This is a genomic window from Stenotrophomonas sp. 86428_Sma, assembly GCF_056481585.1.
Genome location: NZ_CM151156.1, coordinates 1,101,165 through 1,126,036, shown reverse-complemented (window position 1 = coordinate 1,126,036; position 24,872 = coordinate 1,101,165). Strand labels below are relative to the sequence as shown.

Below are 24,872 nucleotides of genomic sequence, written 5' to 3'. Positions count from 1 at the left end.
TACGGATATCGGCATCATCAAGATAGTGCCATATCACGCGAGGAACTCCGATTTCATACGAACTTGACCGAAGCACGTTTTTGATAGGTTCCGCCCTCTGGCACCAGCCAGACACCTGTTCCACGGAAGCGGGCTCGAATTCCAACAGCCTCCGCAGACAGGCTAAAACGAGATCCTTTTCATCGATAGCGCTCAATGCGAAACCTCGCATTCTTCAACCAAGCGGAAATTGCCCCAAAGCCTATCGACGTGATCGATCAGCTCGCAATGACACAGACGCAATCGCGCAACGTGTAGAATTGAACAGCCCAGGAGTGAAATGGCGTACTGTGATATCTGTGACTCTGCCAGCCATCGAGAATGTTCCGAAGTCTCTGTCTGGCAAGTGTCAATCCTAACATGGAGACCATGCGATCACATGTTAGGCGCGCCTGTGGATCATCCCGCTTTCCTGCCACAGAAGGCAGAAATGAAAGCACATAACGCCATTTCCACAACCTATCGCTCACTTCAGATCTTCAAGATTGACGAGCACATCTCCAAATTCCGCACGTGGAACGGGACCAGGGATTCGTAGGGAGCGAACTTCAAGGGGGGCGTGAATTTCGCCAAGCAGCAGGTCACCTGTCGAATTGTCACTCTCTCTTGTCCTGAACACCCCGATTATCGAGACCCATGAATACGCGTATTCATCAAATACGCTTTGCTGCAGATCTATTGGCCCTCTAATTCGAACTTGGGTCTCCTCAGTCACTCCGGCCTCAAACAACTCTTTGCTTGAATTCAGTACAAAGAGCTCCCGGCTCACCCCGAGATAGCCCTCCATCCGCACCAACTTTCCATCGAATAGCCGGGGCGTAGCAGCCAGTTCCCGGAAGCTGACCCGGCAGGCGGAGCTGCCCTCGACGCCACAGGTCTTTCCAGACGGTGCGCCCCCACCTTCTTGATACCTGCAACCAGCCCCATAGAAAATAAAAACAATAACCATGAAAAACCGGAAATTAAAATTCATGCCCACACCTCCGCGTCGCCATCCAGCGCCATGGATACCCGCTCACTTTCTTCGCTCCACACCCACAAACCCCAAGCCCCCCCCTGTCAGCCGAAAAATTCACTGAATCACTGATAGCCAAGCTCATCAACAAAAGCCCTGCACTTGGAATCCCAATCGACATGAAATGACTTCAGCTCATCGGACTGCAGTTTCCCATTGTCCGAACGATTCATTACTGCATATCCGCGCCGCCCTCTCACTGCCCCTCAGTAGCGGTGCCGTATACATCCCATCCGACCGCCGCGACGCCTTATACGGGCCACGCGCACCAATACCGCGAGTGCCGTCCGAATCAGTGGGGAGCCAGCCCTTTTTCCAGCCGACAGCTCACCCTCGACCTCTCGGCAATAGTCATCACGCACTCATTCATAGGAAGCCCACAGGTGTCCGCCGACCTGACGACACCTTGATGATCGGCCAAGACGAAATATACCCTCACCCTTTCGCTTCCAGCCTGATCAAATGATTTCCTGACATCAATTAAATGTACCCTGCATATTTGCGCTTCTGGCACGCTCCCGGAAGAACTAAAAACTGACTCGAGCGCAAGTGCGTAGTGATTAGCCGCTGCGTTTCCCGGCTCATGATTTATGACCACACCCAAACCTTCATCTCTTCCGCCACAGGCTGTAAGCCCTAACAAGCAAAGCGCCGCTACAATAATATCGACCAGCCGCCCAAAGCGATCAAGCATTTGGGAATTTTTCACTGAAATACCTCCCAAAACTTAGCGCACCCGCAATCTACATCCTTTCACAGAACCCGATCATTCGCTTCAAAATGACCGAGGCACACTGGTCTTCGTCAATGCCGCAAGTCCCCGCAGTCAAGAACTTCCCGCCGCCATCAGTCAATACATAGAAGATCCTTCTATTTCTCTGACCCTCCCGAGAGAGTTCGAGCTGCGATACCACCAACTCTGCATTCACTTTCCGCGCCCCATCCACAGGACGCGAATGTATGAGCTCATCCATATCAGCATGGATCTTCTGAGATGAGGAGCTGTCGTGGTCCTGGTTGGCCACCCGAAGAAGACAACCGCGGTCCTGCACACAGGAGGCGAGAAGCGGCATCGATAAGGCAGCAGATAGAAAAACTATGATCCTCATCGAAACCTGCCCATCCAATGACCTCGAGTTCAAACCAGAATACGCTCCACACCACCCGTTCCTATCATTGAATCCGAACGAATTATTATGGACATTCGCGCAATTGCAACCTCTAATTGGAAATCCCCACCCCGCAAGGTGGAATCCCGACCCGTTCATGCCGCAACCTCTGAAGATCCATCTCCATCAATTCGCGCGTAGTCTCCGGCGGATCAAGACGCAAGCCTTCCTCGAGGATTTGCATTGCGCGCCTACAGTCCCCCCCGCCTTGCTCAAGGGAGAGGAACAGTGCCAATCGCTGCATTGAACTAACGTCAATTCGTGCGACTCCCTCCTCAAGCCAGTAGCGATACCGCTCCATGTCGCCACGCGTCGAGTAGTGCCATTCGAGCTTTAGACGGGCCTCTGCACTCCCGTTTTCAGCCATCGAAGTCTGACGTTCCAACTCCTCCTCGGAAAGGGCCAGACTTGGCGCCTCATCATATTTCTCATTTCGGGAAAGCCGCTCTTCCTGGGGCTCCCCGTTACCGCAGCCAACAAGCAGCAAAGACAAAGCAACAGAATTCGAAAGAATTTTCATTGCTTCACCTTCACCGTTTCTACTCTACGAATTCTGGACCCCAATTCAGGCTCAGCAAACTGATAGGATATTGAACCATCAGCTTTGATCGTAATCGAACGAATGGCGGGACCTGCCGGCCCCGTCCCTCCAGGCGAGAACCTCTGTCATACACCTGCACCTCCGGTTCCGTTCTCACCCATACTGACACGGAGCGTCATATCATCTCCAGGCTTGTAGTTTTTTGGATAGCGAACGAATCCGTTGGGAGCATATACGGACGACTTATTCAGGTTCGCCCATCCCTGAGAAAAAGCCTTTGCCTGACCGATTTCCGCCCCCAAGTGGCAACCTGCCATGAATATTTCCCGGCCCTGTTTTAGCCCAAACTGGGTCCGAGCCATATCCCAGGAGCTGACTGTGGAGTAGTTTTCCATGCGCCCCCCTCGCTGGTCCTGAATGACCATGTTATTGGCGTGCCCTGCGACCGTGAACTTGCCCGGAATGTTGAGCGCATCTCCTCCTGCTCTCAGCCCGTTCGGATCAGCTTCACCGAACACGTTCATGTCTGCCCTGCCGTCCGGATCCTTGAACTTATACAGATTGGCAGAAGCATAGCGATAGCGATTGAATGAAGCCCCTTCCGAACTAGCTGCAACTGGATCAGCCCCCAGAAATGCGACAGTTTGGAAGTCATAATATCGCTGCTGCATGTAACTCAGCCCGGCCCCCGATTCCGTCACATGCCCCGTATATCCCGGCCCATCCTTCAACGGCCGATTCACCACCGCCCCATACGGCTCATGGATTGTACGCTCGATGACGTTTCCGCTGGCATCGGTGATCGCCACCGGTGAACCCAATGCATCAGTGTGGATGTACTCGACCACTTCCTGGGCGGTCGCTGGCGCCATACAGGCCACCAGCACCACTATCGCAAGCACCACTCGAATCAACAACAAAGAGAGTCCATTCATGGCTTAGTCCCAGCTCGGTACACTCTGGGTGACAGGATGGTTGCTCCACCACGGCAAGCAATCTTCTGCATTGCAGGCACGCGCGCGATACTCATGCGCGCAATAGGTCCCGCCACTCGACTGCACGTAGGTCTTGCCGCGAAAAAATGCCGATGACGCAGTCTCCCGTTGCGACTGGCGCTTCAGCAGCCTGCAAGATAGCTACGCTTAAGAAGAGGCCCCATTCGGTGGACGTATCGCGTCTGCACAAGGCTGCTACGAACTCTTCCCGCGTAGCAAGCCAACGAAAAGAGGTATGTAGCCCACCGTGAACGCCGCCAGAAGTATGAGCGCCCATTCAATGAATGAAATCCATGTATGCCCGTACACGAGACGCAACAATCCATAGCTTACGATCGTGAAAACAGCAGTTTTCGCGTAATACACGGCGACGCCCTTCAAGATCAATTTGATCTTCATATTGGACCGACCAGGATTTCGTAGGCAGCTCAGAGCCATAATCAATGGTAACGAGAGGGGTGTCTATGGTGAGCAAGCAGTACAGTCTCCTCAACCTGAGCTGTCATTGCCTCTCAGGTTGCCGGCCAGCGGCCCGCACTGCCCGGGAGTTCTTCAGAGCATCCCTAAACAACGACGTTAGTCACACCTTCAAGAGAACGGATTGGAGATGGCCGCATAAATCGCCTCAGGCGGCCCATCAAATCCGAACGCCTCTCTATGCATCATCTCCTCAATATAACGATGCTTTTCTATGTCCCCGGGATATGGGCTTGCCACCCCAAGAAAGTCACGACCACCAACAGCTATAACAAAGCGCTCATGAACATCCCAATAACACAATGAGCCCGACGAATCATGGCGCAGCACAACTTCAAAACCCGCGGCACGACTATCAATCTCATAGATATCGTAGGCATCAGCAATGAGAACATCCTCAATCTGCCTGCCATTATCAGATATCCTCGACAGCAGCGGCCGATCACTCCCAGAGACCTTGGAAAATGCGAGCCACATAAAATAGCAATCTACAATTGACAACGACCACGGGTATACAGCATTACCCCGCCCCTTCACATACCTCATGAATAGCGTGGAATCATCACCAAACATGCCACCTACTCCTCTTTAAATCTAACTTTAATAACCTCTTTAATCTTGGTTCCGGTTCGTTCAGCGCTGAGCCGAACTGAAGTCTCGCCCGAACCATCCCTTGTAATTCTTGCACTCATCTGAACCACTGAGCCGTCGCCCAGTTTCCCTAACTGCCCCCCATCCCGCGCCTCAGACTGACCGCGAGTCAATATATTGAACATTTTTTTTGCGCCAGCGGCGCCACCATGCCCCTCGTACTGGTTGGTTCTTCTGCCAGCACGTCCCCCGGTGGGACCCAACTGATCTGCAACCGAGTCAATGTACTTCCGTGCTTGGGAAAAATCCTTCCCGGCCATTATGGCGCCACGCATTGCCGCAGCCAACGCTGAAACGAATCCTCCACCCTCTATCGCTGCACCACCGGTTGTGCCCGCGACCGCCGATCCTCCAACAATTCTCAGCATCAGACGGCCATCTCGCCCGACTTGCTGTTGTGCCTGATCAAGGGTCAGGCAGCTGGAAGTGTCGTGGCAAGAACGTGGATCCGACACTTGACGCCCATCTGGGTCAGTAAAGCGGTAGGGATTGCCATCTCCGTACCTGTAGCGACTGAACTGTCCAATCGGGCTCTGATATGCAGCGACCGGATCGACAGACAGAAAGCCTGCCAACGCAGGATCATAGTACCGCTGCTGCATGTAACTCAGCCCGGTCCCCGAGTCCGTCACATGCCCCGTATATCCCGGCCCATCCTTCAACGGCCGATTCACCACCGCCCCATACGGCTCATACACCGTACGCTCGATGACGTTCCCGCTGGCATCGGTGATCGCCACCGGTGAACCCAGTGCATCAGTGTGGATGTACTCGACCACTTCCTGGGCAACTGCCGGAGCCACACAGGCCACCAGCCCCCCCACCGCGAGTACCGCCCGAATCAACAGCGAACAGAGTCCATTCATGGCTTAGTCCCAATTCAATACGCCGCGGGTGACGGGGAAGTCTGCGGACCATGCCGAACAACCACCGGCGTTGCAGGCCCTGACAATGTAGAGACTGGCGCAGTAGGTCCCGCCGCTCGACTGCACATAGGTCTTGGGGCCGGTGTACAGGCGCCGTCCAGCTCCGGAAGGCTCCAGCTGATACTCCGTTGCCCCCGGAACCGCGCGCCAGCCGACGCTGCACTGCACCTGATAGGGCGCCTTGCGCGTGCTGAGCCACTCCGCCACGTAGATCTGAGTGGCCGCGGGAGGAAGCACGACGGAGACACTGGCGATGCCCGAATAGGGACTGCACCCCGCGAAATTGCACGCCCTCACACGATAGGCATAGCTGCCATTACCACGGCTGGCACCAAAGCTGTTCCCGCCGCCGTTATGCACCACCGTCCAGCCACCACCGTTGGCACTCTCCTCCAGCACGAAGCTCTCGCTGTTGGCCGGCACCGACCAGCTCAGGCTGTACTGCGGCACGTTCACCAGGCCCGGTGCGCTGATCACCGGCTCGATCGTCGGCGGCCCGATCACCGCTACCGTCGACGTGGCCGACCACGGCCCGCAGCCTGCGCCATTGCAGGCGGCAACCCGATAGCCATAGCTGCCCACACCCCGCGCAGCGGTGGCATAGGAACCTGCGTTGCCGTCGAACAGCGTGACCCATCCGCCACCATTGCTGCTCTCCTGCAAGGTGTAACGCGTGGCACCAGCCACCCCGTTCCAGCCAATGCCGATACTGCCCGGCGCAGCGCGTGCCGGCGCAGAGAGTCCTGGCGCAGTGGCAGGCGGATATACGACCGTCACCGCAGCCGTGGCGCTGTATCCCGTGCACCCTACCGGGTTACATGCGCGAACCCGGTAGTTGTAGCTTCCCGCTGCCTTGCCACTGAAGGCCTTGGACTGACCGATGGCGTTGTGCACCTGGGCCCAAGCGCCACCATTGGCGCTTTCCTCCAGCTCATAGCGCTCGGCACCGGAAGCCGCAGACCAAGCTACGTTGTAGCTGCCGTTGAAGGCTGTGGCAGGCACGTTCAGGGTCGGCACGGTGGATGGCGCCAATGCCACGGCCACTGACGCGACATTGCTCCATCCGCCGCACACCGCCCGGCAGCCGCGCACCCGGAATTGATAGGTCCCCGTGACCAGGCCGGTGCTGGTGAACGATTGCGCCGCGCCATCGAAGACCGTGCTCCAGTTGCCCGCAAGGGCACGCTGCAACTCATAGCGGTTGGCACCGCCGGCCGGGCTCCAGGTCAGGTTCACGCTGCCCTGGGTGATGTAGCCCGGCGCACTCAGCGCGGGAACGCTGGGTGCCGCTTCACCATGCACCTGGGAAACCAGGCTGCCTGACAGGTAGAGATAGTCGGTCTGCTTGCCGGTACGTTCGTTGCGCTGGAATCGCAGCACGCCGCCGTTGTCGTAGAACGAGTAGATTGCCCCCTTGCCACTGGCACCAGCCTTCACCCGGCGACCGTGGGCGTCGTACTCGTAGCTCTCTGCTGTTCCCGCCGCGCGCAGCCGGTTGCCGTAGTCAAACGCGAAAGCCTGACCATTGCGCACCGAAAGATTGCCCTGCACGTCATAGCCAAGACCGGTCACGGTTGCCCCGGTTCCGGTTTCGATCACGTTGACCAGCCGATTGGTCGGATCGAAGTAGTGCGTACGATCGCGGCTGCCGACCTTGGCACGGCGCAGGTTGTCCAACGCGTCATACTCATACAAGGCGTTGCCGAAGCCCGGCGCAGTGACCGTCCGCAACCGGTCCAGGCCGTCATAGGTCATGTCCCGGTTGCCGGGCGCCCCGGGCAGACCATCGGAAATGGCCATCACGTTGCCACCAGCATCGTAGTCATAGCTGTCATCCAGCACTGCGGCCGCTGCAGTGGCATCGCGGCTGCGGTCGGGCAGCCCGCGGGCATTCTGGGTCAACGTGTGCACGATCCCATTGCCATATACGAAGCGGGCCAACGCGCCGTTGGCAAAGTAACTGGCCTCCTTCGCATAGCCGCCGACCGTCGTCGCCCGACCCAGTGCGTCCGGCGCATAGCTGACGACACGCCCACCCGGATAGGTATTGCTGGCCAGCGTGCCGTTGGCATCGTAGCCATATACCAGGCTCAGGCTTCCCAGATCCGGATGCTGCAGGGTTTCGCCGCTGAGCAGGCGGCGGCGGTTGTACTGGTAGCGGTTGACGACCATCGGCCGGGCCGGATCGTTCTGCGTGCTGATCTCGGCCGGCAGACCATCAGGCGCGTAGGACCAGTTCTGATTTCCGCGCCCATCCGGGAAGATCAGGGTCGACAGGCGGTTGGCGGCGTCATAACTGCGCTTCACCGCACGTCCGCTGGCCAGGGCTTCACTGCGGTTGCAGTCGGTGGTGCTGGTCAAACCCGTGCCGGCCGCCGACCACAGCACGTTGCCTGCCGCGTCGTAGTCCTGCACGGTCGCACCGGTTTCCGGCTCGATGGTCTTGCACAGCTGCTGGTAGCCGTCATAGACGTAGCGGCGGGTGAGCGATTGGCTGCCGTCTGCATTGCGGCGGGTGATCGCCAGCGGCTTGCCCAGCGTGTCGCGCTGGATCTCGGTCACCACGCCTTCCGGGTGCTGCAGCGTCAGCGGCATCTCGTAGCTGGGCTGGTCGTAGGCAAGATGACGGGTCGTCGTGGCCTGGCCGCGGGGATTGGTCACCTTCACTGACAGGTTGCCCACGTACTCGGTGCGGGTAACCAGTGCCCCCAACTCGGACGATTGACTGACCACGGTGGGGCGGCCCAACGCGTCGTACTGCGTCGTGGTGCCAGTCAGGGTGGCATTGATATCGGAGAGCTGCCGCGTGGGATACGAGGCAAACACGGTCTTGCCGCTGGTGTCGTAGCGGGTCACCACGGCGCTGTCCAGCACGTTGTTGGCGTTTTCGGTCACCAGCACCGGGCGGAACATCGCATCCAGGTAGGTATCCGTACGCCGCCCGCCCTGCGTGCGGGAGTGCTTCCACGCACCGGCGGGCACCCCCAGCTGCGCGCCACCCAGCCGCTGCAGGTCCATGGTTACGCCATTCCAGTTCACGCTGTCGCCGCCAGGGAACTGCTGGCTGCGCAGCCTGCCCATGCTGTCGTAGCTGAAGCTGGTGGTTGCGCCGGTTTCGTCGGTCAGCGAGGTGATCCAACCGTTGTCGTCGACGGCAACCGTGCGCACCGCACCATTGGGCGCTTCGGGCGTGGCCGGCATGCGGAGCTGCTGCGGAACACCACGCTTCCATCCCGATAGATGGCTGGTATTTCCACGGCCATCGGCCACCGACGCAACCGTGCCGTCGGCTGCATAGGTCACCTGCTGCGCCAGGCGGCCAAATGCGTAGGCGCGCAGCGGCAGTGCTTTGGCCGTATCGAATTCGGTGCGGGACTGTTCGATGCCATTGAGCACACTGCGCGCTGTCTGGCCGTTAACCCATAGCGCGGGATTGTCGTAGTAGCTGGTGCTGGTGGTGCGACTCTGGCCGGCGGAATTCGCTTCAACGACGGTGACTTCGCGCGCAAATGCATCAAAGGCCTGCACGGTGCGGGTGAACTGCACGCCATCCTGTTCCACCACAGTGGATTGGACGGGGCGATTGTAATGGGCCTTGAGATCGCTCGCACCGTACTTGAAGTCCTTGCCGGCCTCTTTCGGGAAGGGCGCCGCATCCAGCTGGGCATCTGGATAGTAGTTATTGCGGTCAACGCGCACGACGGAGCCGCCCGATCGCGTTGTCGTGGACAGCAACAGGCCGTCGTTGTAGGCAACTTCCTTGCCGAACTCGTAGACGCGAACGACACCATCGGGCAACGTCTCGGTGGTGATCTTCGGCTCTGCCTGGCCTACGGGGATTACTGGACCGCCCAGGTCCTGGGCGAAAGCACCATTGAGATTGGTGTATTGATAGGTCCACTGTGCAGTGGGCATGCCCGGACCGCTGATGGTCTTGGTCACCAGCGACATTGCGTCACGGTAGACCGGCGTGTAGTTCCAGCCATCGGCAAACAGGTGATTGTCGCCAGAGGTCTGGCAATCCAGCTTCACATTCTTGCGCCCATGGCGGAACGGCCGGAACAGGAACGTCCCCAGCGCACCCGACGGATGCTGGATGCTCAGGGTGATCTCGCTGGGCACGATCTTGTTGACGCGCGAACATGTGGCCGGGTAGTCCATGTACTCCCAGATGCTCTGCCCGTTATAGTCGGCATACTTGTGGGTGACTGACAGCGGCGGCAGGTTGTAGACCCATTGGGTTCCGTCCGGCAGCGTCACTGTCCGCAGGATATCGGCCTCCGTGTACCCGTAAGTCCAGGTACGCCCAGCAGCGGTTGCGGATGCGATCAGTCCTTTCGCGTTGTAGCCCAGGCTGATCTCGCGGCCATCGTTGGCAACCATGCGCAACAGCCGGTCGCCACTCCACTCGTAGCGCACCCAGTTGCCGAAGCGATCCACAACCTGCGATGGGTACAGGAACACACGCTTTCGATTCAGCAGTGCATTGCTTTCTGGCCCGTAGGGTTGCAGCGTTGCACCGTTGTGAGGCTTGGCGACCATCCAGTCGAAGTAGTACTTGGTGCCGTCGGGAGCATGACCAAGGAAGCCTTGTCCCGGCTGTCCGCTCTTCAGGGCGGTCAGACAACTGAACGTCCAGCCGCCCTTGGTATTCCAAGGCGCCGGTTCGCCAAACTGTGGCTGCGGCTGGCGCGCATCTCCGCTGCCTCCCAGCACCGGCTCACTGCCACCACCCGGTAGAGAGAGTCGCACGCCATCCCAGAATGTAGTGGGACTGAAATTGACGGTCTGGGTTTTGCGACGGTTCCAGACCTCTAATGACGGAGGCGCCGCCACCGTACTGCAGCGCGCGGCAGGCGCCCAATAGCCGACAGACGCGGTCTCCGGCAGATCACCATAGACGCCGGACATGGACGGGATATCCAGGCCCCAATTCGAGAATGAGTTCTCTCCGCCGCCATCGTCATCGCTGTAGCTGCGGCCCAAGGTCATCGTCAGACCGCCATTGCCTGGAATCGAAATATCCGTGGCCTTGAAGCTAATCGAGCCGTCATAGAGGTTGACCTGCTCGCCGAAGATCTCGCCCTTCAGCGGTTCGACAAGGTCCCCGTACTTCAGCCGCTTGTCGTACTCCTGGCGCCAGGTGGGAACGATCTGGGCTGAAACGCCGACCGGTGCCAGCACACACAGGGCAATGACACCGAGAAACAGACCCTTGGCAGCCGTTGCGGCGCGCGGATGAGAAATGAGGCGAGACTGCATGAAGATCCTCCCTGGATCGACTTCCCTGTGTGCCCCACCCGCGCCGAACGGCAGTTGGCCTTCGACCAGGCGGCACCCACTCCGGCAGACAGCCACGCGTTGCTTCACGGTGGGCGGGTGCTGACCATGGATATGAACGAATAATGAAGACGGCGTCAACCCTGTGTATTGGCCACACTCGGCAAAGTTGGCCCAAGCGGTAGCCTCCCGCGCCCTTCCCCGCTCCACCTAGAATGTGCCCATGAGCACCCTGACCTTCCGCGCCGCCACGCCGGCCGACATCCCCGCCCTGATCGCCCTGGTCACCTCGGCCTACCGTGGTGACGCCAGCCGCGTTGGCTGGACCACCGAAGCCGACCTGCTGGACGGCGCCCGCATCGATGCCGAGGGCATCCAGGCCGACCTGGACCGCCCGCGCTCCACCATCCTGCTGGCCGAACGCGACGGCCAGCTGGTGGCCTGCGCCCACGTCGCCGATGTCGACGGCAAGGGCTACTTCGGCATGTTCTCGGTCGACCCGGCCCAGCAGGGTGGCGGCGTCGGCAAGCAGCTGATGGACGCCGCCGAAGCGCACGCCGCACGCGAATGGAAGGTGCCGGTGATGCAGATGACGGTGATCGACGTGCGCGACGAGCTGATCGCCTTCTACGAGCGCCGCGGCTATCTGCGCACCGGCATCAAGAAGCCGTTCCCGTACGGCGACGAACGCTTCGGCATTCCCAAGCGCGACGACCTGCGCTTCGAGATCCTGGAAAAGCCGCTGGCCGGAGCCGCCGCGTGAGCGATACCTGGACCTTCGTCTGTGCCGGCACCGAGCTGCTGCCGGGTGAAATGAAGAGCGTGTTCGACGAGGTAACCGGCACGCCGATCGTGGTGTTCAACCTCGACGGTGAGTTGTACGCGCTGGAAGACCAGTGCACACATGAAGAGTTCGAGCTGTCCTCGGGCGAGTTCAACACCACCGAGGGCAGTGTGGAGTGCGTGCTGCACGGCGCGCGCTTCGACGTGCGTGACGGCCGCGCCCTGTGCGCCCCGGCCTACAGCCCTGTGCCCAAGTTTCCGGTGAAGCGCGAGCACGACGCTGTCTGGACCCGCGACGACCGGGATTGAGGCGGCGCTCGGCCCAGAGAGCCCCCCAGAGGGCGCCCCGCGGGAGAGCATCCACCCATGGGGTGGATCCATCGCAAGGCCATTAGAGCCTCCCCAGGGCGCCCCCGGGTCGCCTCGAGGGCCCGGCATGGCCCGTACATGCGAATCATTATCGTTGATGTTATTCTACGTAACATCTTCGTAACGACTCCGCCCCCGCGCCATGGCTTCGCCCGCGCCCACCGCCACGCTGTGCCAGCTCGCCCGCCAAGGGTGGCCGCTGCTCGTGGCCGTGCTGCTGACGCTGGTGTTGGGCTGGTCGGCACTGCACGAAGGACGCGGCAACAACCCGGCTACCCACGGCTGGCAGGCACACGCTGAAGATCTGCAGCAGGTCATGCCGGTGCCGGCCCCGCCGGCCGACGAGTGCCCGCACCATGCCGCGCCAGCACCCGAGCCGCCGCTGGATGGCGAGGGCGCCACGCCCTGTACCGGACTGGCTCCCCCGCGCGCCGCCCTGGTCGCGCATGTTCCGCTGTGGCGTTCCGACGCCCTGCGCTGGCAGCTGCGCGATCCCGCACTGCGGTTGAACCCCGGCCACGCTCCGCCCGCACCGCACGCCAGCTGAGGCGCCCTGCGGCCGTTGCCGTGCGCCTGATTGCGTTTCCCGCCAGCCGAGCATGGCTCGGCTCTATAGAACCCACCTCCCGCCTGTCGCCGCACGTCCATCTGCGCCGGCTCGCGCTCGCCCTTTCCCGATCCAAGCCACCGCCACCCAGACCATGACCCACATCACGTCCCGCAAGCACGCTCCGCGCGTTTCCCTGCTCGCTACCGCCACCCTGGCCGCCGGCTTCGCACCGCTGGCCGCACAGGCTGCCGACAGCGCCGATGCCGGCTCCCGCAAGGCCACCGACCTGGACAAGGTGCAGGTGCGCGGCAGCTGGTTCAATCCGTCCTCGCCGAAGTTCACCGCCGAGCTGCTGGACACCCCGAAGTCGGTGTCGATCGTCTCGGAGAAGCTGATCGCCGAAACCGGTGCAACCAACCTGCAGGATGCATTGCGCATGGTCCCGGGTATCACCTTCGGTGCCGGCGAAGGCGGCAACCCGACCGGTGACCGCCCCTTCATCCGTGGCTTCGATTCGCAGAGCAACGTCTTCGTCGACGGCCTGCGCGACGTCGGCTCGCAGACGCGCGAGATCTTCGACCTGGAGCAGGTGGAAGTGGTCAAGGGCCCGAGCTCGGCCTACGGCGGCCGTGACTCCGGTGGTGGCAGCCTGAACCTGGTGAGCAAGACGCCGAAGCTGAAGAACGAGACCAGCGCCAGCATGGGCATCGGCACCGACAGCTACGCACGCGGCACCGTGGACGCCAACTACGTGCTGGGCGATGGCATCGCCGCCCGCCTGAACCTGATGAAGCACGAGTCGGACATCGCCGGCCGCGACGCTGCCAATGTCAGCCGCTGGGGCATCGCGCCGTCGATCGCGTTCGGCCTGAACGGTCCGGCACAGCTGATCGCCAGCCACTACCACATGCAGAGCGATGACCTGCCGGATGCAGGTGGTTTCCCGTACGGTAATCCGAACGGTGCGCCGGCCTCGAAGTGGGTCGATGGCCGCCCGATGGTGCCGGACCGCAACAACTACTACGGCCTGGTCGACCGTGACTTCCAGCGCACCCGCGCCGACATCAGCACCCTGGACGCCAGCTACGACTTCGGTGGCCACAAGCTGCGCAACATCGCGCGCCTGGGCAACACCAGCAACGACTACCTGTGGACCCAGCCGGACGACAGCCAGGGCAACCCGAACAACTACGGCACCTTGTGGCGCCGTACCAACAGCCGCGCCGTCGACGTCAAGAGCTTCGCCGACCAGCTGGGCCTGACCGGCGCGTTCCAGACCGGCGCGCTCAAGCACAGCTACAGCGCCGGTGTGGAGTACAGCGACGAGAAGATGACCCGCGGCAGCTACCTGATGACCCCGGGCACCAGTAACCCGCTGACCGGCAACAGCAAGTGCCCGACCACCGGCGCGGCCACCGGCTACAACTGCACCAGCTTCGCCAATCCGAACCCGAACGATCCGTGGGCGGCGACCCACGCGGTGTATCGCAGCGACAAGGCGCTGGACGTCGAACAGCGCACCAAGACCACCTCGGCGTACCTGTTCGACACCATCGAACTCAACGCACAGTGGAGCTTCAATCTCGGCCTGCGCTACGACGACTTCCGCACCACCCTGACCACGCCGGTGGCCGGTGCGGCGCCGACCCGCGTGCGCAATGACAACGACTTCCTGAACTACCAGGCCGGCGTGGTGTTCAAGCCGGCGGCCAACGGTAGCATCTACCTGTCCTGGGGCACCTCTTCGACCCCGCCGGGCATGGACGGAGGTGACGGCTCCGACGGTCTGAGCGCGGCTGTGGCCGACCTCAAGCCGCAGGACACCAGGAACCTCGAACTGGGCACCAAGTGGGACCTGCTCGACAACCGCCTGAACCTGACCGCGGCGATCTTCCATACCGTGATGAACAACGCACGTGTGACGATCGACAACGGCACCAGCCAGAACGCAGGCAAGAAGGAAATCAACGGCTTCGAGCTGGGCTTCAATGGCCAGTTGACCGATGCCTGGAGCCTGTACGGCGGCTACACCTACCTGGATTCGGAACTGAAGGACAACGGCTTTGTCTGCGCCGTATCGGGCCGCACCTGCCCGAGCGGCATCTACGTGCCGTCGCCGAACAACGGCAACGTGTTCCCCAACACCGCCAAGCACAGCGCCAACCTGTGGACCACCTACCGCTTCCCGACCGGCCTGACCATCGGCGCCGGTGCGTTCTACTCGGACAAGCAGTACGGTGACGTCGCCAACACCAAGTGGATTGCCAGCTACACCCGCTTCGACGCGATGGCCAGCTACGCGATCCAGGACAACATCAGCCTGCAGCTCAACGTGCAGAACCTGACCGACAAGACCTACTTCACCAAGGCCTATGCCTCGCACTACGCGAGCATCGCCCCGGGTCGCTCGGCCACCCTGGCACTGAACGTGAAGTTCTGATGTAACTCCGCTCCACCACGGCGGCAGGCTCTCCTGCCGCCGTTTTTGCTTCCGGCGATACTCACCCCATGGTTACCCGCACTCCCATCGACAGCGACGCCCTGGCCGAGCTGCTGCAGCACGATCCGCAGGCCGCGTTCGCACGCGTGCGCGACGCCGCGCAGGCTGGACAGGTCGAGGCACAACTGCTGCTCGCGCAGATGCACATGGAAGGCAAAGGCACCGCGCAGGACGCCTCGGCCGCGCTGCTCTGGTACGAAACCGCCGCCAACAACGGCGCGCCGATGGCGATGAACATGCTCGGCCGCTGCCATGAGCTGGGCCAGGGCACCGTCGCCGACCCGACGCTGGCCGCGGTCTGGTACCGGCGCGCGGCCGACACCGGGCTGGACTGGGGCCTGTACAACCTGGCCAACCTGCTGGCCACCGGCCGCGGTGTACCGCAGGACCGCGCGCAGGCATTGGCCCTGTATACCCGTGCCGCACACCTGGGCCATGCCAAATCGATGAACCTGCTGGCCCGCCACCTCGAAGACGGCCTGGAGATCGAACGCGATCCGCAGGCCGCCCTGGGCTGGTACCGGCGCGCGGCCGAGACCGGCGATTTCCGCGGCCAGGCCAACTACGCCTCCATCCTGCTGCAGGCCGGCCAGGTCGAGCAGGCCGTGCGTTGGCTGCGGCTCGCACTGGCGCACGGCAGCCCGGCGTTCATGGCGCACATCGTGCCGGAACTGGCCGCGTCGCCGCATCCGCAGGTGCGCGCCCTGGTCGCACCGCCGTCCCTCTGAGGAGTCCCGCATGCTGCTGCACATCCCCGACATTCTCAGCGCAGACCAGGTGGCCGACTTCCGCCGCCGACTGGATGCCGCCGACTGGACCGATGGCCGCGAGACCGTCGGCCATCTGGGCGCGCAGGCCAAGCACAACCAGCAGCTGCCCGAGGCCTCGCCGCTGCGCCGCGAACTGGGCGAGATCATCCTCGTCGCGCTGGCCCGGCACCCGCTGTTCTTCAGCGCAGCGCTGCCGCTGAAGTACCTGCCGCCGCGTTTCAACCGCTACAGCGGGGGCGGCACCTATGGCTTCCATGTCGATGGCGCGGTGATGAACCTGGCCAACGGCGAGCAACTGCGCTCGGACATCTCCTGCACCCTGTTCCTGTCCGCGCCCGAGGAGTACGAGGGTGGCGAGCTGATCATCAGCGATACCTACGGCGAGCACGAGGTAAAGCTGCCGGCCGGCGACCTGATCGTGTATCCGTCCAGCAGCCTGCACCAGGTGCGGCCGGTCACCCGCGGTGCGCGCGTGGCCTCGTTCTTCTGGGTACAGAGCATGATCCGCGACGATGTGCAGCGCCGCCTGCTGTGGGAAATGGATGGCTCGATCGAGCGCCTGCGGCAGACCGGCGGTGACGCCGAGGCGATCCTGCAGCTGACCGGCGTTTACCACAACCTGCTGCGGCGCTGGAGCGAGGTCTGAGCCGGATCCGGCCGGCCTGCGACATTTTGGCAATCATTCTCATTTGCAACAGCTAACAGCTCTCATTACAATCACGCCCCGTTGATGCCGGCCGCTGCCGGCAGACCCCTGGGGACCCCTGCTTGCTGCGCCCGCTTCGCCCTCGCCCACTCATCCATCGAAAGATGGGCACCGCCATGCGCGGCCAGCGTCCTGCGCTGGCCAGTCTGCTGGCGTGGGTGGCGATGCTGGCTTTGCTGCTGGGCACCTTGCCGCTGCTGCCACACGGCCAAGCCGGAATGGCCGTGCAGATGCCGCTGGAAGAGCGCGGTGGCGAAGCGTCCCCGCAGGAAGAAGCACCGGCCAAACTGCGCCGCTGTGCTGCCGCCCCGGTGAAATCGGCCGAGAAGGCACGCCCGCCGTTGCTGCTGGCCAGCCAATGGCTGCGCACCGAGCTTGAACTCGTACCCACCACGCCGGCCATGCCCGGCGTGCGCCCGGACTGGCCGCTGGCCGCTCCGGACACGCCCCGCGCCCGGGCGCCGCCAGCAACGCGGCCAGGCGCCGCCGCTCGCCTGAATCACGGCCCCGCGTGACCGCCTGCGCGGTCGTGCCCGCACGCCGCTGCCTGCTTCATCCCTGCCGCCCCTGACCGGGCCTCCCCGTGCATGCCGCGCCGTTCGCGCCTGGCATTGCACCACCCTGCATCCTTCGAGGTTACTGCCATGGCCCAGCGCCATCGTGTCCGTTCGTCCCTGTCCCGTACCCTGCTGACCAGCGCCGTGCTGGCAGCCATGACCGCCCCTGCCTTCGCCCACGGTGACGCTTCCGGCGCGCCACAGACGCTGGACAAGGTGGTGGTCACCGCCTCCGGCTTTGAGCAGAAGGTGGTCGATGCACCCGCCAGCATCAGCGTGGTCAGCCGCGAAGAACTCAGCAAGCGCCCGTACACCAATCTGGTCGACGCGCTGCGCAACGTTGAAGGCATCGACGTCGGCCTGGAAGCCAGCGACAAGAACGGCCGTGCCACCATCTCGATGCGCGGCCTGCCCTCCGAGTACACCCTGGTGCTGATCGACGGCCGCCGCCAGAGCAATGTCGGCCAGCTGTATCCGAACAACTTCGGCGGTGGCCAGTTCGCCTACCTGCCGCCGCTGGATGCCATCGAGCGCATTGAAGTGGTGCGCGGCCCGATGTCCACGTTGTACGGCTCGGATGCAATGGGCGGCGTGATCAACATCATCACCCGTCGCAACCAGGACAGCTGGCACGGCGCACTCACCCAGGGCTTCACCGTGCAGCAGGACGATCAGTTCGGCGATGCGCGTACCACCGACGTCTACCTCAGCGGCCCGCTGGTCAAGGACCGTATCGGCCTGGCAGTACGCGGCAGCTACTACGACGCCAAGGCCTCCAATCCGGAGTGGGATGCACTGACCCTGCCCGACGGCAGTCTGTGGGAACGCAGCATCGGCTTCGGTGGCGGCGGCAAGTCGGTGGCCAACACCAACTGGAACACCGGTGTGCGGCTGAACTTCCACGTCAACGATGACCACGAACTGTGGCTCGACTACGACGTGTCGCGGCAGAAGTACGACAACAGCGAGGGCCAGACCGGCACCCTCGACAGCCTGGCCAGCCTGTGGCGCGTCGGCAATGCCGTCATCCCCAACCCGAACGGCAGCGGCACCGTCACCCGCCGCGTGGTGCAGCCGCGCGTGGGCTACACCGCCTACCAGCGCTACGAGCGCGACCAGTTGTCGCTGACCCACCAGGGCCGCTACAGCTTCGGCACCTGGCAGACCTCGCTGACCCACAGCAAGAGCAGCAACCTGGGCCGCTCGCTGCCGCTGACCCTGGACGAACGCGCCAACCTGCAGACACTGTGGAACGACGTCTGCCGCCGCACCGGCGGCGCCAACAACTGCGCGGCCGGCCGCGGCAATGCACTGGCCGCCCTCAACCCAAGTGAAATGGCACGCCTGCAGGCATTCCTGCCGCGTCCGCTGCGCACCATGGAGCTGGAAGGCTACGTGCTCGACACCATGCTCGACCTCGACTTCGGCGCGCACAAGCTGACCGTCGGCGGCCAGTACAACAACACTGACATGATCGACGGCGTGTTCGGCATGGATGGCGCCGGCTACCGCAGCAACACCAAGCAGAAGCACCGCATGTGGGCGCTGTTCGCCGAGGACAACTGGTCGCTGACCGACACCCTCACCGCCACCTTCGGCCTGCGCTACGACGACCACAACGTGTTCGGCAGCCATGTCAGCCCGCGCGGCTACCTGGTGTGGAACGCCACTGACGCCTGGACCTTCAAAGGTGGCGTCAGCACCGGCTACAAGACGCCGCGTCCCGACCAGCTGTTCCCGGGCATCACCGGCTTCGGTGGCCAGGGCGTGCTGCCGCTGGTGGGTTCGCCGAACCTGAAGCCTGAAACCAGCACCAACTACGAGCTGGCCGCGTACTACGAAGGCCAGCGCTGGGGCTTCAATGTCACCGGCTTCTTCAACAAGTTCGAAGACAAGATCGCCAGAGGCGGCACGTTCCCGAACTGCGAAGTGGCCCGCGCCGGCAGCGGTTACTGCGTGGACATCGGCCCGGGCTGGGCAGCACTGGGCTACAGCACCTTCACCCAGAGCGTGAACATCGACAAGGCCGAGACCCGCGGTGCGGAACTGGCCGGCCACGTCGACCTGCTCGACAACCTGCAGCTGCGCGGCAACTACACCTGGACCAAGAGCGAACAGACCAGCGGCCCCGACAAGGGGCGCCCGATCTCTGGCACCAAGCCGGCAAAGCACATGGCCAACGCCAGCCTCAACTGGCAGATCAACGAAGCGATCAGCCTGTCGCTGATCGGCGAAGGCCGCTACGACCGCTATCGCGACACCCTCATCGACAGTGCCGGCGCCCGCCACGTGCGCTATTACGAGGACTACACGATCTTCCATCTCGGTGGCAGCTGGAAGGCCACGCCGTGGCTGACGGTCAACGCGCGGGTCAACAACCTGTTCGACAAGGACTTCGTTTCGCAGTCGTGCCTGCTGCTCAATCCCAGCGAGTTCAGCTGCGTGGACGACTACGCGACCAAGGACCAGCGCCGCAGCTACTGGATTTCGTTGAACGCGAAGTTCTGATCTCTGCGCCCTGCCCTGGTGGGTGCCGACCTTGGTCGGCAGCGCTCCATCCACGCATGGCGTGGATCTACTGATCTGCGGGATTGCCGGCCAGTCGGTAGTGCCGGCCGCTGGCCGGCAATCCCCCTGGGATACAGAACGACACGCAATTGCGAGCTATTCTCATCAATGATGTAATGGGCAGTCCCCGTCCGCCTCGAACCGTGCCGTGAGCCGTCCTGCCTCTTCCACCGTGCAGCAGCAACAGAACCGTGGCTTCTGGCTGCGGACGCTGCACCAGTGGCACTGGATCAGCTCGGCGGTGTGCCTGATCGGCATGCTGCTGTTCGCGGTGACCGGCCTGACCCTCAACCATGCCGCGAAGATCGAGGCCAAGCCCGAGGTGCAGAACCAGCATCTGGAACTGCCGGCCGCGCTGCTTGGACAGCTCGGCACGCGCGAAGACGGCAACGCACCGATTCCGCGCCCTGCCCGGCAATGGCTGGACACGCAGCTGGGCATCGCCATCGGCGGGCGACCGGCCGAGTGGTCGCCCGAAGAGATCTACCTGTCGCTGCCGCGCCCCGGTGGCGACGCCTGGCTGAGCATCGATCGCGAGACCGGCGCGGTGGAATACGAATCGACCTCGCGCGGCGCGGTGTCCTACCTCAACGACCTGCACAAGGGCCGCAACGCGGGCCCAGCGTGGGGCTGGTTCCTGGACCTGTTCGCCGTGGCCTGCCTGGTGTTCTGCATAACCGGCCTGTTCCTGCTTCACCTGCATGCACGGCAGCGGCGCATGACCTGGCCGCTGGTCGGCCTCGGCCTGATGATCCCGCTGCTGATCGCCCTGCTGCTGATCCACTGACTTTCCTTCGTTTCCGGAGCCGCCCCATGCGCGTCACCCTGACCATCGCCCTCAGCGGCCTGCTGGCCACCTCGCCGGCCTATGCCACCACCCTCGACATCAACGTCGAAGTGCCCAAGCTCAACGTGGCCGAGTACCACCGCCCGTACGTGGCGGTGTGGCTGGAAGGCGCCGACCAGAAGGTCGCCGCCAACCTGTCGGTCTGGTACCAGCAGACCAGCAACAGCGAAGGCCACGGCACCAAGTGGCTGCCGGACCTGCGCCAGTGGTGGCGCAAGAGCGGCCGCACCCTGCAGGTGCCGGTGGACGGCGTGACCGGCCCGACCCGCCCGGCCGGCAAGCACGCGCTGTCGTTCAACGACAAGCAGCCGGCGCTGAAGCAGCTGGCCCCGGGCAACTACACCCTGGTGGTGGAAGCGGTGCGCGAAGTCGGCGGCCGCGAGCTGCTGAAGATCCCCTTCACCTGGCCGGCCACCGCCGCACAGACCGGCAAGGCACAGGGCGCCACCGAACTGGGCCAGGTCACCCTCGCCGTCAAACCCTGAAAAGGGGACGGAGGGGATTAAGTCGTAATTCCCCTCCCCTCGCCGCACCACCCTGCATCCACCTGGAGTCTTCCGCATGAAGCGCACGCTTGTCCTCGCCGCCGCTCTGGCCGCTGCCCTTCCCTTCTCCGCCCTGGCCCACAAGGCCTGGCTGCTGCCCTCGCAGACCGTGATCGCCGGCAACGCGCCGTGGATCACCGTCGACGGTGCGGTCTCCAATGACCTGTTCTATTTCAATCACGTTCCGCTGCGCCTGGAATCGGTGGTGATCACCGCGCCGGACGGCAGCACCGTGCAGGCGCAGAACGCCGCCACCGGCAAGTACCGCAGCGTGTTCGATGTCGAGCTGAAGCAGCAGGGCACTTACCGCATCGCGTCGGTCAATGACGGCCTGTTCGCCACCTACGAGCAGAACGGCGAGCGCAAGCGCTGGCGCGGCAGCGTGGCTACCTTCGGCGAACTGCCCAAGGATGCGAAGAAGCTGGAAGTGAGCCAGTCGGTCGGCCGCGTGGAGACCTTCGTCACCAACGGCGCCCCGAACGACACCGCGCTGAAGCCGACCAACCGTGGTATCGAGCTGGTCGCCGTCGGCCACCCGAACGATCTGTTCGCCGGTGAGGAAGCCACCTTCCGCGTGCTGGTCGACGGCAAGCCGACCGCCGGCCTGGAGTTCGAGATCGTGCGTGGCGCCACCCGCTACCGCAACGCGCAGGACGAGCTGAAGGTCACCAGCGATGCCAAGGGTGAGATCAAGGTGACCTGGCCGGAAGCCGGCATGTACTGGCTGGAGACCGGCACCGAAGACAACAAGACCTCGGTGAAGCAGGCCGCCAAGCGCCGCCTGAGCTACGTCGCCACGCTGGAAGTGCTGCCGCAGTAATGTGGACTGCGATGCCGGGCAGCCCCCGGCATCGCCGCTGCTACGCATCACCATGACCGATTCCCTGCTCGACATCGCCCGCCTCGGCGGCACCACCATGGGCACCACGTGGAGCGTGTCGCTGGTCGCATCGCGCCAGCGCGACCTGCACCCGCTGCACGCTGGCATCCAGGCGCGGCTGGATGAAGTGGTCGCACAGATGAGCACCTGGGAACCCGGCTCGGATCTAAGCCGCTACAACCGCGCCGACGCCGGCCAATGGTGCGCGTTGCCGGCCGAAACCCGTCACGTTCTGGTCTGCGCACAGGCCATCGCTTCCGCCAGTGACGGCGCCTTCGATCCCACCATCGGTCCGCTGGTTGCACTGTGGGGCTTCGGTGCACATGCCGGTGAACGCCGCCAGCCCGACGACGCTACCCTGCAGGCCACGCGTGATCGCTGCGGTTGGCAGCGCCTGCAGTGGCAGGACGATGCGCTGCTGCAACCGGGTGGACTGGAACTGGATCTCTCTGCGATCGCCAAGGGCTTTGGCGTCGACCATGTCGCTGCGTGGCTGCGCACACAGGGCATCACTGCCGCGCTGATCGAAGTCGGCGGCGAACTGGCCGGCTACGGCCGCAAACCGGACGGCCAGCCGTGGCGCGTGCTGGTGGAATCCGCACCCGAAGAAGACGTGCACACCGATACCCCGCCACGGGTGCTGGCGCTGGACGGCAAGGCGGTGGCCACCTCCGGTGATCGCTGGCACCAGTACCAGGCCGATGGCGAGGCCTACAGTCACAGCCTGGACCCGCGCTCCGGCAGACCGGTGCGGCAGGTTGCCGCGGCAGTAACCGTGGTGGCCGATGACGCCATGCACGCCGATGCCTGGGCCACCGCACTGACCGTACTCGGGCGCGAACAGGGCATGGCACTGGCCGAGCGCGAAGGACTGGCTGCGCGCTACCTGAAGCGTGCGGCAGACGGCCCGCAGGAATTTCTCAGCAGCGCCTTCCAGCGCCTGCTCGACGAGCAGGACGCATGAGCGCACGTCCATCGCGCGCCTGGCTCGGCAACGCACTGGTTCTGCTCCTGCTGGCAGCGATCGGCTGGGCACTGCTTCGCCTGCATCTCGGCGAAGCGTGGTGGCGGGGCGCACCACCGGCGCGGCAGTCGCAGATCGCGGTGCTCGCCACGGTGCTGTATGCGCTGGCCTGCGCGGCCCTGTGGTGGCGTGGGCGCCCGCGCGACGACGCCGCAACCGGAGACACCGCGCCCATCCTGCTGGTCTGGTCCAGCCAGACCGGCTTCGCCCGCGAACTGGCCGAACGCAGCGCCGAGGCCCTGCGCGGTGCCAGCGTGCCAGTGCGCGTGCGCGGACTGCATGAGGTGGATGCAGCACTGCTGGCTTCCAGCCAGCGCGCGCTGTTTATTGCCAGCACCACCGGCGAAGGCGATCCACCCGACCACGCCCTGCCGTTCCTGCGCGGGGTGATGGCCACCCCGCCCCCGCTGCAGCACCTGCACTACGGGGTGCTCGCGCTGGGCGACCGCAGCTATGGCCACTTCTGCGGATTCGGCCACCAGCTGGACACTTGGCTGCGCCAACACGGCGCGCATCCGCTGTTCGACGCCATCGAGGTCGACAACGCCGATCCGGCAGCGCTGCGTCATTGGCAACAGTTGCTGGGACAACTCGGCGGTAACGCCAGCGAACTGCCCGACTGGAGCCCGGCCGAGTACCAGCCGTGGACGCTGCTGCAACGCGAGCATCTGAACCCGGGCAGCCCCGGTGGTCCGGTGTACTGGTTGCGCCTGCAGCCCCCGGCCGATGCAAATGCGCAGTGGCAGGCCGGTGACATCGCCGAGATCGGCCCGCAGCACGCATCGCACACCGTGCGTGCCTGGCTGGATGCACAACGCTTCGACGCGGACACCGTGCTGGATGACGGGCAGACGTTGCTGGCACGCGTCGCGCGCTCGCACCTGCCCTCATTGGTTCCCCCGGGTGATCTGCCTGCGCTGCTGGCGACCCTGCAACCGCTGCCGCATCGCGAGTACTCGATCGCCTCGGTCATGGCCGACGGTGCGGTTGAGCTGCTGCTGCGCCGCCAGCTGCGCGCTGACGGTACACCCGGCATCGGCAGCGGCTGGCTGTGCGACCACGCTGCCATCGGCGAACCGGTACAGCTGCGTCTGCGCCGCAACGACAATTTCCATGGCGCGCCCGCCGATGTGCCGCTGCTGCTGATCGGCAACGGCACCGGCATCGCCGGCCTGCGCGCGCATCTGCACGAACGCGTACGCAGTGGCGCACGCCGCACCTGGCTGCTGTTCGGTGAGCGCACCGCCGCGCATGACTTCCACTTCGGTGAAGAACTGCAGGCGATGCTGGCCGACGGCACGCTGGCGCGGTTGGATGCAGTGTTCAGCCGCGATGGCGGTGCGCACCGCTATGTGCAGGACCGGCTGCTGGCCGAAGCGGCAACGCTGCGCCAGTGGGTGGATGAAGGCGCCACGATCCTGGTCTGCGGCAGCCTGCAGGGCATGGCCCCGGCGGTGGATGCAGTGATCGAGCAGGTGCTGGGTACCGCGGGCAAGGAAGCGCTGTTGCTGGCCGGTCGTTACCGGCGCGATGTGTATTGAGGCCACCGCATCCACGCATGGCGTGGATGTACTGCTCCACTTCGGCGGATGCGAATCGCCTTCTGGTGGGCGCGAACCGCATTCTGGTGGGTGCGAACCTTGGTTCGCACCATGACGCGGTATCGGCGGCCGCATCCAC

At 63.5% G+C, this 24,872-nt stretch carries 18 protein-coding genes and 1 pseudogene; 13 read left to right on the top strand and 6 right to left on the bottom strand.

What is annotated here, in order from left to right:
• Positions 1 to 505: 505 nt before the first annotated feature.
• The 6 genes from ACZK3J_RS05160 to ACZK3J_RS05135 form a co-directional block, all read right to left on the bottom strand.
• Complete coding sequence (locus ACZK3J_RS05160; protein WP_157805892.1) at positions 506 to 1,012, bottom strand: hypothetical protein; 507 nt, start codon at positions 1,010 to 1,012, stop codon at positions 506 to 508.
• Positions 1,013 to 2,275: 1,263 nt separating this feature from the next.
• A complete protein-coding gene (locus ACZK3J_RS05155) occupies positions 2,276 to 2,743 on the bottom strand; it encodes a hypothetical protein (RefSeq protein ID WP_149908883.1) in 468 nt (155 codons plus the stop codon).
• A gap of 146 nt (positions 2,744 to 2,889) precedes the next feature.
• A complete protein-coding gene (locus ACZK3J_RS05150) occupies positions 2,890 to 3,699 on the bottom strand; it encodes an RHS repeat domain-containing protein (protein WP_478476472.1) in 810 nt (269 codons plus the stop codon).
• 648 nt (positions 3,700 to 4,347) lie between these two features.
• Complete coding sequence (locus ACZK3J_RS05145; protein WP_143048182.1) at positions 4,348 to 4,809, bottom strand: hypothetical protein; 462 nt, start codon at positions 4,807 to 4,809, stop codon at positions 4,348 to 4,350.
• Positions 4,810 to 4,814: 5 nt separating this feature from the next.
• On the bottom strand, positions 4,815 to 5,753 hold the full coding sequence (locus ACZK3J_RS05140) for an RHS repeat-associated core domain-containing protein (protein ID WP_100437472.1): 939 nt from the start codon (positions 5,751 to 5,753) through the stop codon (positions 4,815 to 4,817).
• 3 nt (positions 5,754 to 5,756) lie between these two features.
• Positions 5,757 to 11,075, bottom strand: a complete 5,319-nt coding sequence (locus ACZK3J_RS05135; protein WP_478476470.1) for a wall-associated protein — start codon at positions 11,073 to 11,075, stop codon at positions 5,757 to 5,759.
• Between the two features lie 241 nt (positions 11,076 to 11,316).
• On the opposite strand from ACZK3J_RS05135, the gene ACZK3J_RS05130 reads away from it, so the two are divergent.
• The 13 genes and pseudogenes from ACZK3J_RS05130 to ACZK3J_RS05070 all read left to right on the top strand — a co-directional run bounded on the left by ACZK3J_RS05130 (position 11,317) and on the right by ACZK3J_RS05070 (position 24,733).
• Entirely contained in the window at positions 11,317 to 11,856 is a 540-nt protein-coding gene (locus tag ACZK3J_RS05130) for a GNAT family N-acetyltransferase (RefSeq protein WP_032129242.1), read from the top strand.
• Positions 11,853 to 12,185, top strand: coding sequence for a non-heme iron oxygenase ferredoxin subunit (locus ACZK3J_RS05125; protein WP_100437470.1), 333 nt, complete (start codon positions 11,853 to 11,855; stop codon positions 12,183 to 12,185). The genes ACZK3J_RS05130 and ACZK3J_RS05125 overlap by 4 nt, the downstream gene beginning before the upstream one ends.
• A gap of 202 nt (positions 12,186 to 12,387) precedes the next feature.
• The gene (locus ACZK3J_RS05120) at positions 12,388 to 12,792 is read left to right on the top strand and encodes a hypothetical protein (protein WP_100437469.1); all 405 of its coding nucleotides are present in this window, start codon (positions 12,388 to 12,390) and stop codon (positions 12,790 to 12,792) included.
• 154 nt (positions 12,793 to 12,946) lie between these two features.
• Positions 12,947 to 15,235, top strand: coding sequence for a TonB-dependent receptor (locus tag ACZK3J_RS05115; protein WP_134952094.1), 2,289 nt, complete (start codon positions 12,947 to 12,949; stop codon positions 15,233 to 15,235).
• Between the two features lie 68 nt (positions 15,236 to 15,303).
• Positions 15,304 to 16,023, top strand: coding sequence for a tetratricopeptide repeat protein (locus ACZK3J_RS05110; protein WP_149908885.1), 720 nt, complete (start codon positions 15,304 to 15,306; stop codon positions 16,021 to 16,023).
• A 10-nt stretch (positions 16,024 to 16,033) separates the two neighbouring features.
• Positions 16,034 to 16,711: a Fe2+-dependent dioxygenase gene (locus ACZK3J_RS05105; protein WP_061479225.1), complete on the top strand. Its 678-nt coding sequence runs from the start codon at positions 16,034 to 16,036 to the stop codon at positions 16,709 to 16,711.
• A 164-nt stretch (positions 16,712 to 16,875) separates the two neighbouring features.
• Positions 16,876 to 17,269, top strand: a pseudogene (locus ACZK3J_RS05100) (hypothetical protein).
• 146 nt (positions 17,270 to 17,415) lie between these two features.
• On the top strand, positions 17,416 to 19,836 hold the full coding sequence (locus ACZK3J_RS05095) for a TonB-dependent receptor domain-containing protein (protein ID WP_478476469.1): 2,421 nt from the start codon (positions 17,416 to 17,418) through the stop codon (positions 19,834 to 19,836).
• Positions 19,837 to 20,044: 208 nt separating this feature from the next.
• Positions 20,045 to 20,683, top strand: a complete 639-nt coding sequence (locus tag ACZK3J_RS05090; protein ID WP_005408421.1) for a PepSY-associated TM helix domain-containing protein — start codon at positions 20,045 to 20,047, stop codon at positions 20,681 to 20,683.
• Positions 20,684 to 20,709: 26 nt separating this feature from the next.
• Positions 20,710 to 21,228, top strand: a complete 519-nt coding sequence (locus ACZK3J_RS05085; RefSeq protein WP_049398798.1) for a DUF2271 domain-containing protein — start codon at positions 20,710 to 20,712, stop codon at positions 21,226 to 21,228.
• A 76-nt stretch (positions 21,229 to 21,304) separates the two neighbouring features.
• Positions 21,305 to 22,108, top strand: a complete 804-nt coding sequence (locus tag ACZK3J_RS05080; RefSeq protein WP_100437464.1) for a DUF4198 domain-containing protein — start codon at positions 21,305 to 21,307, stop codon at positions 22,106 to 22,108.
• A gap of 52 nt (positions 22,109 to 22,160) precedes the next feature.
• Positions 22,161 to 23,132, top strand: coding sequence for an FAD:protein FMN transferase (locus tag ACZK3J_RS05075; RefSeq protein WP_414576627.1), 972 nt, complete (start codon positions 22,161 to 22,163; stop codon positions 23,130 to 23,132).
• Complete coding sequence (locus ACZK3J_RS05070) at positions 23,129 to 24,733, top strand: sulfite reductase subunit alpha (RefSeq protein ID WP_414576625.1); 1,605 nt, start codon at positions 23,129 to 23,131, stop codon at positions 24,731 to 24,733. Before ACZK3J_RS05075 ends, ACZK3J_RS05070 begins: the two co-directional genes overlap by 4 nt.
• The last annotated feature ends 139 nt before the right edge of the window (positions 24,734 to 24,872 follow it).

What these genes read in the sequence shown, in the direction of transcription:
- ACZK3J_RS05135 (WP_478476470.1), bottom strand. Translation starts at nt 11,075, where the DNA reads ATGCAGTCTCGCCTCATTTCTCATCCGCGCGCCGCAACGGCTGCCAAG.
- ACZK3J_RS05140 (WP_100437472.1), bottom strand. Translation starts at nt 5,753, where the DNA reads ATGAATGGACTCTGTTCGCTGTTGATTCGGGCGGTACTCGCGGTGGGG.
- ACZK3J_RS05070 (WP_414576625.1), top strand. Translation starts at nt 23,129, where the DNA reads ATGAGCGCACGTCCATCGCGCGCCTGGCTCGGCAACGCACTGGTTCTG.
- ACZK3J_RS05085 (WP_049398798.1), top strand. Translation starts at nt 20,710, where the DNA reads ATGCGCGTCACCCTGACCATCGCCCTCAGCGGCCTGCTGGCCACCTCG.
- ACZK3J_RS05120 (WP_100437469.1), top strand. Translation starts at nt 12,388, where the DNA reads ATGGCTTCGCCCGCGCCCACCGCCACGCTGTGCCAGCTCGCCCGCCAA.
- ACZK3J_RS05080 (WP_100437464.1), top strand. Translation starts at nt 21,305, where the DNA reads ATGAAGCGCACGCTTGTCCTCGCCGCCGCTCTGGCCGCTGCCCTTCCC.
- ACZK3J_RS05075 (WP_414576627.1), top strand. Translation starts at nt 22,161, where the DNA reads ATGACCGATTCCCTGCTCGACATCGCCCGCCTCGGCGGCACCACCATG.
- ACZK3J_RS05160 (WP_157805892.1), bottom strand. Translation starts at nt 1,012, where the DNA reads ATGAATTTTAATTTCCGGTTTTTCATGGTTATTGTTTTTATTTTCTAT.
- ACZK3J_RS05095 (WP_478476469.1), top strand. Translation starts at nt 17,416, where the DNA reads ATGGCCCAGCGCCATCGTGTCCGTTCGTCCCTGTCCCGTACCCTGCTG.
- ACZK3J_RS05105 (WP_061479225.1), top strand. Translation starts at nt 16,034, where the DNA reads ATGCTGCTGCACATCCCCGACATTCTCAGCGCAGACCAGGTGGCCGAC.
- ACZK3J_RS05110 (WP_149908885.1), top strand. Translation starts at nt 15,304, where the DNA reads ATGGTTACCCGCACTCCCATCGACAGCGACGCCCTGGCCGAGCTGCTG.
- ACZK3J_RS05150 (WP_478476472.1), bottom strand. Translation starts at nt 3,699, where the DNA reads ATGAATGGACTCTCTTTGTTGTTGATTCGAGTGGTGCTTGCGATAGTG.
- ACZK3J_RS05155 (WP_149908883.1), bottom strand. Translation starts at nt 2,743, where the DNA reads ATGAAAATTCTTTCGAATTCTGTTGCTTTGTCTTTGCTGCTTGTTGGC.
- ACZK3J_RS05145 (WP_143048182.1), bottom strand. Translation starts at nt 4,809, where the DNA reads ATGTTTGGTGATGATTCCACGCTATTCATGAGGTATGTGAAGGGGCGG.
- ACZK3J_RS05130 (WP_032129242.1), top strand. Translation starts at nt 11,317, where the DNA reads ATGAGCACCCTGACCTTCCGCGCCGCCACGCCGGCCGACATCCCCGCC.
- ACZK3J_RS05115 (WP_134952094.1), top strand. Translation starts at nt 12,947, where the DNA reads ATGACCCACATCACGTCCCGCAAGCACGCTCCGCGCGTTTCCCTGCTC.